Source organism: Brucella sp. GW823-FHT04E01 (genome assembly GCF_058796175.1).
Genome location: NZ_JBXAIK010000003.1, coordinates 1,033,695 through 1,044,965 on the forward strand (window position 1 = coordinate 1,033,695; position 11,271 = coordinate 1,044,965).

Here is an 11,271-nt window from a genome sequence, read left to right on the forward strand (position 1 = left end):
GGGACGACAAAAGGAGACCTTCATGGATCACCCTCATGACCAGGCACCATGTCCTTTGCGTCCAGGGGCGACTGTAACAGATTGATGGAAAACCGACGCCACGGATTGGCCATCCATCGGATTCCATTGACTATTCTCACTTGGGGAAAAACATGAACAGGCAATTCATAGTTCTGCTGCTCTCAGGCTGCGGATTTACGACGGCAGCGTTTGCACAGGAAACTGCAGGCAACGACGCAGGGGTTACGCGGCTGGACCAGATTATCATCACCGCCGGACGCAATGAGAGCTCAATTGCCGCTGTTGCTCAATCCGTTCAGGTGATTGATCGGGAACAAGTCGAAGAAGCGATGCGAATCTCGCCGAATGCCAGCGACTTGATTTCGCGCCTGGTTCCCGGTTTCGCACCAAGCAACCAGACCATATCCGGCGCGTCGGAAACATTTCGTGGTCGCAGCGTTCTGATCATGGTGGACGGTGTGCCCCGCAACACGCCACTGCGCGACCTGTCACGCATCCTGTCGATGATCGATCTCAATTCTGTTGAACGCATTGAGGTCGTGAACGGAGCTTCAAGCCTCTACGGTGCCGGCGGGACAGGCGGAACGATCAATTTCATCACCAAGCGGGGCACCAGCGACAAGCCGACCGTCACGGTACGCACCGGCCTTTCCGGCTACACGGAAAACCTTGGCAAATCGACCGCGCCGGAAACGAGCATCTCCATTGAGGGTCGAAAAGACAAGCTCGACTATTACTTCTCCGGAACCGGCGATTGGACCCGCCGCACCTATGACGGACATGGCAATGAAATGCCATCCGACGCCATGCTTGGACAAGGTGGCGGCGACAGGACGGTCAACGGCAATTTCTTCGGTGTCGTAGGCTATGAAAGCGGTCCGCGCCGGTTTGAAGTCAGCTTTGACTGGACCTACGCCAAGCAGAAGCCGGAATGGTTCACCAACTACACGACGAACCCGGTTTCACCGAGATTCGGTTCAGCCTACACCGGCGAACCACTTCGCGAGGATTCCAAGTATCTGACTGCAAAATATACCGATCAGGATTTTGCACTCGGCAATCTCGAAGTGAAGGCTTTCTATAACAAGATCTTCAAACAGTCCCCGTTCACCGAACTTTCGGCTGTGAACACTCAGGTCTATTATTCGGGAAATCCCCGACAGCCGACCGCATGGTTCAACCAGTCGAAATATGACTTCGACCGGACAGGCGTGAACATGACCATCACGACACCGATGGATTTCATCACCAATGGCAGCAAGCTGACCTGGGGTGTGGATTACGCTTACGACAAGGTGGCGCAGACCCTGCTGAACGACGAAGATGCTATCGCCCCGATGACGCAGAATTCCATCGCAGCTTTTGCGCAGGCCGAAGTTCCAGTCACGGAACGGTTCCGTTTGCAGGGCGGCGCGCGTTTCGATCAGTTCTACCTCGATGTGAATGATTTCACGCGGCCTACAGCAGTTGCCTGGCCTGCGCGGTCACTGGCGAATATCTATCCGGCGATCAGCGTTCTTGGTGGTTCGTTTGACTACAACGCATGGACCTTCAACGCTGGAGCGGTGTACGACGTCACGGAAGAGGTGCAGGCCTTCGGTAATTTCTCGCAAGGCTACAGCCTTACGGATATCGGCGCATTTACACGCCGCGCGGGTGTCAATTCACTTGCCGAAATCTGTGATGCCTACGGCTCGATAGCTGCCATCTATGGCTGCCGCGGCACGCCTGACTACACGATCAGCTATGCCGACATCGCGCCAAAGCCTCAGCTGGTCAACACTTATGAAGTGGGTCTGCGCGGCGATTGGGGCGATCTTCGCAGCACGGTGAGCAGCTATATTTCCACCTCCAAGGATGGTGTGAACTATGATATCGCGGCAAACCGCGTAAGCCAGCAGAAGGAACGTATCTGGGGCGTGGAGGCACGAGCCGACTACGACATCAATTCGATGTTCACCATCGGCGGTCTGGTTGCCTATCAGGAAGGCAAATATGACGCCAACCGGGATGGCAGCATCGGTTCGGACGAATACCTTCCCAATAACCGTATTCCAACCACATGGAAGGGGCTTGCCTATACCACAGTGTCGTTCGAAGGCGGGTACAAGGTCCGGGGGGAAGTTGAATATTTCTCGGGTCGCGACCGTATCAAGGGTCAGCAGATAGACGACGCTACATTGGTGAATATGGCGTTCTCGAAAACCTTCGAGAACGGCAGCGAAGCAAGCCTCGCCGTCCGCAACGTCTTCGACACCTATTATATCAACCCCACGGCAACAGCCACGCGTAACGCACCTGTAGCAGGGCTGGGGCGCAGCGTTTTCCTTTCCTATAAAGTGACGTTCTAAGGCAGAGCCGGGCGATGAAGATGCTTTTCAGCACCACGGCCTGCCTGGCAGGCCCGCACTCTCACAAGGGCAATCGATGATGACGATTGCCCCCTCTTCCATCGCCCGTCCCTCATCACGGAAACGGTTGTTCTGTGTCCTTGCAGGGCTCTATCTGGCTCAGGGCATTCCGACCTATCTGTTTGCTGCCGCCCTGCCTCCCATCTTGCGGGAACAGGATGTGTCACGCACCGCTATCGGCATGTTTTCCATTCTGCTTCTGCCCATGGTCCTGAAGTTTGCATGGGCACCTTTGGTCGACCGCTTCAGACCATGGGCACGTTCTCACCGGGCTGGCTGGGTCGTGCTTACGCAAAGCGGGATCATCGCGGCCATAGTGTGCCTCATCCCGCTGGGTCCGGATAATGTCACCGGAATTTTCATTGTCGGCTTCATTGCCTCTCTTTTGCTTGCCACTCAGGACATAGCGACCGATGGCTATGCTGCAAAATATCTCGACGAGGCAGACAGACCTCTCGGCAACGCCATCCAGGGCGGTGCGGTCGCTTTCGGCGTTCTGATCGGCGGAACGCTGGGACTGGTTCTTTATCACCACGCAGGCTGGGCGATCATGCTTGGCACGATTGCATTTCTTTCGCTCATTCCTTTGATCGCCGCCTTATCGATGCGGGAAAACGACCCCGCACCTTTGCTCGACGGGCGGGCTCTTTCACGTCCCTCGATCATGCATTTCCTACGCCGCGCCGAAGCACGGCAGATTCTGTGGATTGCACTGATCTATCGGGCAAGCGAAGGGCTGATGAAAGCCATGGAGGGACCCTATCTGGTGGATGCGGGCGTTCCGCTCGACGTGATCGGCTATCTGTCAGGTGCCGCCGCCGCAACCGCAGGCATTGCCGGTTCTGCCATCGCCGCCGTTCTTCTTCGTCGCAATGGTGTCGCCGCAGTGCTTGGGCTTCTGGGGAGCTTGAGAACAATCTGCTTCCTACTGTTCACCCTGCATGCTTTCGGCGCACTGGGTGGAATCTGGCCGCTTTACGGGGCATCGGCATTTCAGACGATCATCCGGTACATGGAGATCGTTGCGCTCTACAGCCTTTTCATGAGCGTCACATCGCCCGATCAGCCTGGAACTGATTTTACGATCCTCGCCTGCGCACAGATTGTTGTCTATCTGGCTGGTTCTATGGTTTCAGGCATCCTTGCAGATCGTCTGGGCTACGGCCCTCTCTTCGCTCTGGCCGCAGTGCTTTCGGGGCTGGCCGTTCTCGCCACAATTAGGATGCTCAAGACACTACCGAGGACAGGCGTTGATGCCATTGGCAGGCGGCCGTCATGATCCAGCATCCCTCTTGTTCTTCATGTATCTCGGGCCTTCATCGAGAAGGCGAGAAGCGCTGCCATGCCAGCAAGGATCGCGCTGACAAAAAGCGGTGCCTGCGCAGAGACTGTAAAAAGATAGCCGCCGGAGATCGCGCCCGCTCCTTGGCCAAGTACGTGAGCACTTGCAAGCCAACCAGCCGCAGCCCCCTGTTCTCCCTGTTCCATCCGTCCGGTGAGCCATCCAAGATAGTTGGGCGTGGCAATCGCCATTCCTACTCCGGCCATCACCAGTCCGCAGAGATTCACATATGCGAGGGGTACCGCCACGAGCAGGACACCAGCAGCCAGCAGAACTGTACCGAGGATAACGCAGGTTCCATTGTCGAGCCGCAACCGGGGAATGACCAGTATCTGCGTTGCGATCATCGCAAGCGCCACAACAATCAGCGTGATCCCCGCAGCAGCGGTTGCCTCGGCCGGACCAACGGCAAGATGCAGTTGCAGCAGCGGTCCGAGGATCATCTGAACATGTCCGAAGGACATCGTGACCAGAAATCCAAGTCCGAGGAATGGCAGCAGGCGTCCGTCGAGTGGAGAAAGATATGCCCGACTATCGGAACGCGGACCAGCTTTGCCGACAGTGTCGTTTGCAGCAGGCGCCAGCAGGAGACTGAGCGGACTTGCAACGAGCAGCATAAGTGGCAGAAGCGGCATGACACTGGCGGTCACTGCCGCAGCGGAACCCAGAATGCGGCCAATGCTGAGCCCGGCGCTGAGCCGTGCCAAGGCAACGGTGCGCTCCTTTTGCGGCAACAATCCGGAAATCCAGGCTTGAGCAATCGGCATAATTCCAGCGGATGCTGCCCCATAGACGAGGCGCGATACTACGAGCAAACCGAGAGCCGGCACATAGGGCAGCGGGCCCACCACCATCAGCGCCAGAAAGATGAGTTGTGCCAGCAGAAGTACGAGCCCCAGCCAATACAGCGCGCGCCGCGCTCCAATTCGAGCGCCGAGCATTCCACACAAGGGAGCGCTGGCAACGAAGGCCACGGCACCAAGCCCCGCTGTAAGACCGATCTCACCTGTTTGCAGACCCGTCGCAGTCGCGATGAGAGGGACAAGAGCAATGAATGCTGTCTGATTAAAACCGATAGTCGAAACGGCAATCGAAAGACGAGAGGACATTTTAAGCGCCGTATCATCGAAACCCATGGAAATCACCGCATGTTTAATTTTCTATATCGGTAGCAATGTCTGCATAGTATGTAAATAAAAAATCATAACTATTTCGGAGAAGCGAAATGAATATAGTAATTAATACAAATTACCTCGCTGTATCGGAAAGTATATTTATAAATTCTCTGAAACGAGAATGGAAAAATTGGGAAATAGTGGATGGACCCCCATCACCTGCTGGAGGTACAACAAAAAAATACTTACTTCTGAAGCTTCCGGCATCAGATATCGAGGTCAGGGTGCCTGTGACTTTCTGGTCGCTCGCCGGATATCATTGCTTCGGCGCGCCTATGTGGAAATCCAATGGCGACCGGTTGGAACCTATAAGTTTGCCAGAACTCGCGCTCCTGCTTCTCAAAGAAAATGAGATCGGCGGCAGCGTTTCACCCAATGCGAAACTACTCTTCCAGCAAAGAGTGCTGGACAGCACGCGCTCAATTACCGACCTCCTCCGGGAAACCGCCGATGAACGACCTTTTGTTGAATCAGACCCTGATTTCATCACGGCCGAAAAAGCGTTGCGGTTCGGTCATGCGGTACATCCGTTTCCACGCAGCCGGGATGAATTCACCGATGAAGACAACCGCCGGTTTGGCCCGGAATATGGCAATGCCTTTGCTTTGCGGTGGTGGGCTGTCGAACCAGAACTGCTGGCACAGGGAGCGGCTGATGGCTTCGACGTTGCCGAAGCTATAGTATCCATTGCGTCGGATTCTCGACTGATTGAAAAAGCGGCCGGGCGACCGCTCATTCCGTTGCACCCATGGCAGGCGTCTCGCCTGTCGCTACGCCCGGATATCCAGCAACTGGAACGTCAGGGCAAGTTGATCGATCTCGGCAGCAGCGGCCCTGACTGGCGCGCGACAAGCTCGTTGCGCGCGATATATTCTCGCGAGAGCGACTGGATGCTCAAATTTTCGCTCAGCCTCCGGCTTACCAATTCGCGCCGCATCGTAGAACCAAGCGAATGCCTGCGGGGCATTAACGTCCATCGGCTCGTAACGGGAACAATCGGCAAGGCCCTGAAAGAACGTTTTCCGGATTTTCACATTATGGGTGAACCCGGCTGGATATCTCTGCGTTTGCCGGACGGCTCCATCAACAATGAAACGATTACAGTTTTCCGGGAAAACCCGTTTCGCGGTGAGCAGCAACCGCACGCGGCCGTTCTTGCAGCGCTTTGCGAACGTCACCCGGATGGGAATGGAAGCCATGTCGCAGACCTCATACGCCGGATCGCCGCGTCGGAGGGAGCCCCAGAGACTGATGTAGCGAAGCGCTGGTTCGAACGCTTTCTGGATGTTGCCATTGCGCCTTTCATGATTGCCCAAGGCGATTACGGCCTGCTTTTTGGCGCTCATCAGCAGAATCTCGTTCTTGGCCTCCAGGACGGTTGGCCGAATGCGCTCTATTTCCGTGATTGCCAGGGTACAGGTTACGTCCGCTCTTTCTTGCCGTTTCTGCGCGAACATCTGCCTGAGGCAGGTGCTGCTACCGACCATGTCTTCGGCAGTGACGAAGCTGCTCAACTGATTGGATACTATCTGTTCATCAACGGCGTTTTCGCACTTATCGCCGCGCTGGGCTCGGCGCGTTTCATTGATGAAAATGAACTTTTTGCGGCCCTGCAACGCTTTCTGGAACGGCTACACAAGCGGCCTGTGCGGGACAAGACCGCGCTGGATTATCTCCTTCACAGCCCCACGCTGGTTGCCAAGGGAAATTTCATGATCTCGGCTGGAAACGTCAATGAAAACACCGACGTGACCGATCCCCTCGCCTCCTACATCCAGTTTCCCAACCCCATTTCGACACGGTGAAGCCATGAATGTTCAAACGAAGAGTAGTGACTATCAACGCCTTTCGCCACACGCGGAAATAGGTGGTGAATTATCCTGGCATTATTGCGCGACGAATTCCGAGCGGCTTGCGGCAAGGCTGGACAAGAGTGGACGTATATTCCTGTTCGGAGAAGCCGGAGCGTTTCGCGCCGAAGCAAGCCTCACCTTCGACCGGCAGACAATCGCACTGCAAGATGTGAGGCTCGATCCTTTGCATAGCGATGCGACCATGCTGCTTGCAGCCCTGTTGGATGCCGTCTTTCTGCGTTTTCCCGACATTGCGGCTTTGACGCTACCACCAGCCAGCGAACTTGCTCCAGTCAGCGCCTTGGCTCTGCGGGAAGTCGAAGGTTTGGCCGTAGTGGATCGCTGTGTGTTACACCAGTTGCCGTTGCTGTGGCGCAAACAGGCTGCCCATATGCCTTATCCCAGCATCCGATCGGCACTCGGTCCCGCCGACCGGCTGCCATTGCTTCGTCCTCCCCGTCCATCCGGCATATTTTACGAACGCTGGATACCTGATCTGAACAAGACAGTTTCCTTCCGCCCCATCGATCGTCGTACGGATCTAGACTTGTTCTACGGCTGGATGAATCAGGGACGCGTCTCCTTTTTCTGGGAGCTGGCGCAAAGTCCAGAGGCACTTGAGACCTACCTCGCAGATCAGGAGCGGGACCCGCATATCTTTGGTGTCATCGCGAATTTTGATAACGAGCCGACCGGCTATTTCGAATTCTATTGGGCACGTGAAGACCGTCTCGGTCCACATTATGAGAGCGAAGATTTCGATCGCGGCTGGCATGGCCTGATTGGCAATCCTCGGCACCTCGGCCGCCCCAAGACGCTCGCGCTTTTCCGCTCGGTCACCCACTATCTTTTCCTTGACGAGCCTCGAACGCAACGCATCGTTGGCGAGCCACGGGCATCCCACCAGAAGATGCTCAGCTATTGCGCAGACGTAGCCTATGACAAGGTGAAGGAATTCGATTTTCCTCACAAGCGCGCCGCTCTGGTGTGTTGTGAACGGGACCGCTTCTTCAAGGAGGTGCCGTTATGAACCGTCAACCAGTCTCCGGGGCTCTTCTTGGCCCGCTTCCGGGCCGCAAAGCGGTTGACGACGAGATATGGGGAATAGTGAACCGAACAGCTATTGCCAAAGCCATCTCGGAACTGTCGTATGAGGAAGGCTTTGCGCCTGTCGCCTTGAACAAGGCTGAAACGATGTGGACGCTGACGCTTGGCGATGCTGTTTCCTATCGTTTTGAAGCACGCCGTCGCATCTGGGGACAGCTGCATATCGATCCGAAAAGCCTCGTGCGGGCGACATCGACAGAAGAAGCTGTGGCAAATGACGCGGTCGGCTTCCTCGCCGAGGCGCGTGATGTTCTGGATATTTCACCAGCCACTTTCTGCACGTATGCAAAGGAGCTTTACAACACGCTGATGGCGGACGCCCGTATCGTGGCACGCCGTGCCGCTTTCGATGCAAGCGAGCTGGCTGGCCTGTCCGACACGGAACTGCAAACACTCCTCGACGGTCATCCCAAGGCGCCGGCAAACAAGGGACGGCTGGGTTGGGGATTGCAGGATAGCGAAACCTACGCACCGGAATTCGATGCACCGATCCAGCTTTTCTGGCTCGCCGCCGCGCGCAACCATTGTCAGCTTGCACTTGCACATGATCTTACAGAGCCTGCGTTGCTAGCCGAATGCCTCGGCACAGGAGAACGACACAATCTGCTTGCTGCGATGAGTGACGTGGGCATTAGCCTTGACACGCATATGCTGCTGCCCGTCCATCCCTGGCAATGGCAATCGATGATTGTCAGCCAATATGCCAGCGAGATTGCTGCCGGGCGACTGGTACCGCTTGGTTGTTTCGGCGATACCTACATTGCGCAACAGTCCCTGCGAACACTTGCCAATCAGGTTCGCGGGCGCGCGCTTCATGTCAAATTGCCGCTTACCGTCCTGAATACGTCTGCCTGGCGTGGCGTTCCCGGAAAATATATGCGGATCGGACCGGCGCTGTCTCACTGGCTCGCGGAAACAGCCAAGAGGGATTCGGCGCTGAAAAACGTCCGGATTCTGCAGGAAGTCGCCGGTGCGTTTTACCCTCATCCGCACTTCGCAACACTGAAAGGCGCGCCCTATCAGTTTTGCGAGATGCTGGGGGCCATCTGGCGGGAGAGTCCGGAAAAGCACTTGCCGCACGGTTGGCGCCCCATGATGATGGGAGCACTGGCGCAGTCTGATAATGCGGGGCGTCCTGTTATAAGCGCCCTGATCGAACGATCCGGCCTGTCCCATGATCAATGGCTCGAACGTCTCTTCGAGGCAATCGCGGTCCCGCTCTACCATTTCTTATGCTGCTATGGAGTTGGCTTCATTGCGCATGGCCAGAATATCACGCTTCTTCTGGACGGCGACATTCCTGCCGGTGTGGCGATCAAGGATTTTCAAGGTGACACCGATCTGATTGACCAAGAGTTTCCGGAGCTGGCAACACTCCCCGCAGATGTAAAGGCGACGTTGAAACGTCGACCGGCTCCCCATCTGCAGCAACATCTCCAGACAGGACATTTTGCGAGCGTACTACGGTTTCTTTCCGAAGCACTGGTCGCTCACGATAGCTATCCCGAATTATCGTTCTACACAAGCCTCTCAGCCCGGTTGAGGTTTTATCAGCAAAGCCATCCGGAACTGGCCGAGCGATATAAAATTTTTGATCTGTTTCTTCCGAAAATACCGCGCATAGCGATTAATCGCGTTCGTCTTGCGATCGGCTATGGCGACACCAATGAGCGGCCTGTTCCCGCTCTTGGTACCGAGTTGAACAATCCTCTTTACCTCGCGGAAATGGCGTCTTTCTCCTCCCAGAGGGCGCAAACTTATATCAATGAAGGAGTTTCAGTATGACACATTCCATTCTTGATCTGTGCGGAATTGGCGTTGGTCCATTCAATCTCAGTCTGGCGGCGCAGCTGGATTCAATCAACGGCGTAAATGTCCAATTTTTTGATCGCAAACCCAAATTCGACTGGCACCCGGGCATGATGCTGCCCGGTGCCGAACTCCAGACCTCCTTCATGAAGGATCTGGTTACAGCCACTAATCCGACGAGCCCGTGGACATTTGCAGCCTATCTGGTCGCCCATAAGCGGTTCTATGAGTTTCTCAACGCTGACTACGACGCCATCCCCCGCAAGGAGTTTGCGCGGTATCTGTCTTGGGCTGCAGGGAATATTCCGAGCCTGAACTTTGGTCAGAATATCCGCGAGATCACTTTTAGCGGCAATCATTTCCAGCTGGCCTTCGATAATGAGGTCCGAACGGCCCGCAATCTGTCCCTCGGTGTGGGGTTGAAACCCTATGTACCTGAATGGGCCAGATCGGTGATTGGCGATCGTGCATTCCATTCAAGCGAAGCCGTACAGAAACTGGACACGCTGAAAGGCAAGAGGATTGTAGTTATCGGCGGAGGGCAAAGCGGCGCGGAGATATTCCAGCATCTGCTGGAACGCAGAGATTCCGACAACGAGATCAGCTGGATCAGCAGGCGACCGAACTTTCAGCCGCTTGATGACTCACCGTTCACCGACGAGCATTTCACCCCGCAATACGTGGCCGAGTTTCATCAGCTTGCCGAGCCGCGACGGCACGCGATCGTCGAGCATCAAAAGCTCGCAAGTGACGGTATTTCTGCGTCGACAATCAGGGCCATATATCGACGTCTCTACGAACAGCGTCATCTGGACGGCGATGCGCTACGGGCGACCTTGCTTCCATACCGGGAAGTTCTTGACCTCAAGCAGGATGGCGCAAGCCTGTCGATCGTGATGCGCAACGGTTTCGATGGCACGATCGAGATGCTCAGCGCCGATCATCTGATCTTTGCCACGGGCTACAAATTTTCACTACCTGAATGCCTCTCTGCAATCCAGGATCGACTATCGGCTGTAGAGGGCAGATCTTTGCGTGTCGGCGCAGATTTTGCTCTCGACTGGAACGGGCCTGCTGACCGCCGGATTTTTGTACTCAACGCAGGCAGGCTTTGCCATGGCATCGCAGAACCACAATTGAGCCTGATGGCCTGGAGAAGCGCTGTCATCACAAATGCGCTTCTAAAACGCGCGCATTTCGATCTGGAATTTCCCGATACCGCTTTCCGCTGGACGTCAGGCAACCTTGATTTGAACCGCTCGGCATCCGGAATATCTTGAAGCCACACTCATCAGCCTAACCCGCGCCAACACATCCACCGGGGTTACACCATGCAGCTCCGGTGGATTGAGAATTACGCTAGCATCTTGCTGCCCACCCTTGGGGTTATGAGCGCGCTGCGATGCGTGCGTATAGAACTCGCTTCCGTGCATCGATATTAGGTCGAACGGTCTTCTGCGAGAAGCCGGAGCCAGTTCGCAAAGATACGAACATCGGTTATGCTTGAGAGATTTCGTGTATTTTTGTGGGAATTTGGTTGCGGGGGCAGGATT

Annotated in this window: 7 protein-coding genes; 6 read left to right on the forward strand and 1 reads right to left on the reverse strand. The window is 55.6% G+C overall.

What is annotated here, in order from left to right:
- Nucleotides 1-152 precede the first annotated feature (152 nt).
- Both AC1RHM_RS15150 and AC1RHM_RS15155 read left to right on the forward strand, forming a co-directional pair.
- Nucleotides 153-2,372, forward strand: coding sequence for a TonB-dependent receptor (locus AC1RHM_RS15150; protein WP_010658472.1), 2,220 nt, complete (start codon nt 153-155; stop codon nt 2,370-2,372).
- Nucleotides 2,373-2,448: 76 nt separating this feature from the next.
- Nucleotides 2,449-3,711 (forward strand): MFS transporter, encoded by a 1,263-nt coding sequence (locus tag AC1RHM_RS15155; protein WP_029375913.1) that lies wholly within the window; start codon nt 2,449-2,451, stop codon nt 3,709-3,711.
- A 20-nt stretch (nt 3,712-3,731) separates the two neighbouring features.
- Here AC1RHM_RS15155 and AC1RHM_RS15160 read toward each other — a convergent pair whose 3' ends face one another.
- Entirely contained in the window at nt 3,732-4,910 is a 1,179-nt protein-coding gene (locus AC1RHM_RS15160) for an MFS transporter (RefSeq protein WP_010658470.1), read from the reverse strand.
- A gap of 353 nt (nt 4,911-5,263) precedes the next feature.
- Between AC1RHM_RS15160 and AC1RHM_RS15165 the strand changes: the two genes are divergently transcribed.
- Genes AC1RHM_RS15165 through AC1RHM_RS15180 form a run of 4 tightly spaced genes read left to right on the forward strand, consistent with a single transcriptional unit; the run spans nt 5,264 to nt 10,998 of the window.
- Complete coding sequence (locus AC1RHM_RS15165; protein WP_226622728.1) at nt 5,264-6,754, forward strand: IucA/IucC family protein; 1,491 nt, start codon at nt 5,264-5,266, stop codon at nt 6,752-6,754.
- 4 nt (nt 6,755-6,758) lie between these two features.
- A complete protein-coding gene (locus tag AC1RHM_RS15170; protein WP_010658468.1) occupies nt 6,759-7,832 on the forward strand; it encodes a GNAT family N-acetyltransferase in 1,074 nt (357 codons plus the stop codon).
- Nucleotides 7,829-9,694: an IucA/IucC family protein gene (locus AC1RHM_RS15175; RefSeq protein ID WP_010658467.1), complete on the forward strand. Its 1,866-nt coding sequence runs from the start codon at nt 7,829-7,831 to the stop codon at nt 9,692-9,694. The genes AC1RHM_RS15170 and AC1RHM_RS15175 overlap by 4 nt, the downstream gene beginning before the upstream one ends.
- Nucleotides 9,691-10,998 (forward strand): lysine N(6)-hydroxylase/L-ornithine N(5)-oxygenase family protein, encoded by a 1,308-nt coding sequence (locus AC1RHM_RS15180; RefSeq protein WP_010658466.1) that lies wholly within the window; start codon nt 9,691-9,693, stop codon nt 10,996-10,998. The genes AC1RHM_RS15175 and AC1RHM_RS15180 overlap by 4 nt, the downstream gene beginning before the upstream one ends.
- The last annotated feature ends 273 nt before the right edge of the window (nt 10,999-11,271 follow it).

Bases quoted from the DNA above. Each gene is read 5' to 3' on its own strand.
- AC1RHM_RS15150 (WP_010658472.1), top strand. From the start codon at position 153: ATGAACAGGCAATTCATAGTTCTGCTGCTCTCAGGCTGCGGATTTACG.
- AC1RHM_RS15155 (WP_029375913.1), top strand. From the start codon at position 2,449: ATGATGACGATTGCCCCCTCTTCCATCGCCCGTCCCTCATCACGGAAA.
- AC1RHM_RS15160 (WP_010658470.1), bottom strand. From the start codon at position 4,910: ATGGGTTTCGATGATACGGCGCTTAAAATGTCCTCTCGTCTTTCGATT.
- AC1RHM_RS15170 (WP_010658468.1), top strand. From the start codon at position 6,759: ATGAATGTTCAAACGAAGAGTAGTGACTATCAACGCCTTTCGCCACAC.
- AC1RHM_RS15175 (WP_010658467.1), top strand. From the start codon at position 7,829: ATGAACCGTCAACCAGTCTCCGGGGCTCTTCTTGGCCCGCTTCCGGGC.
- AC1RHM_RS15180 (WP_010658466.1), top strand. From the start codon at position 9,691: ATGACACATTCCATTCTTGATCTGTGCGGAATTGGCGTTGGTCCATTC.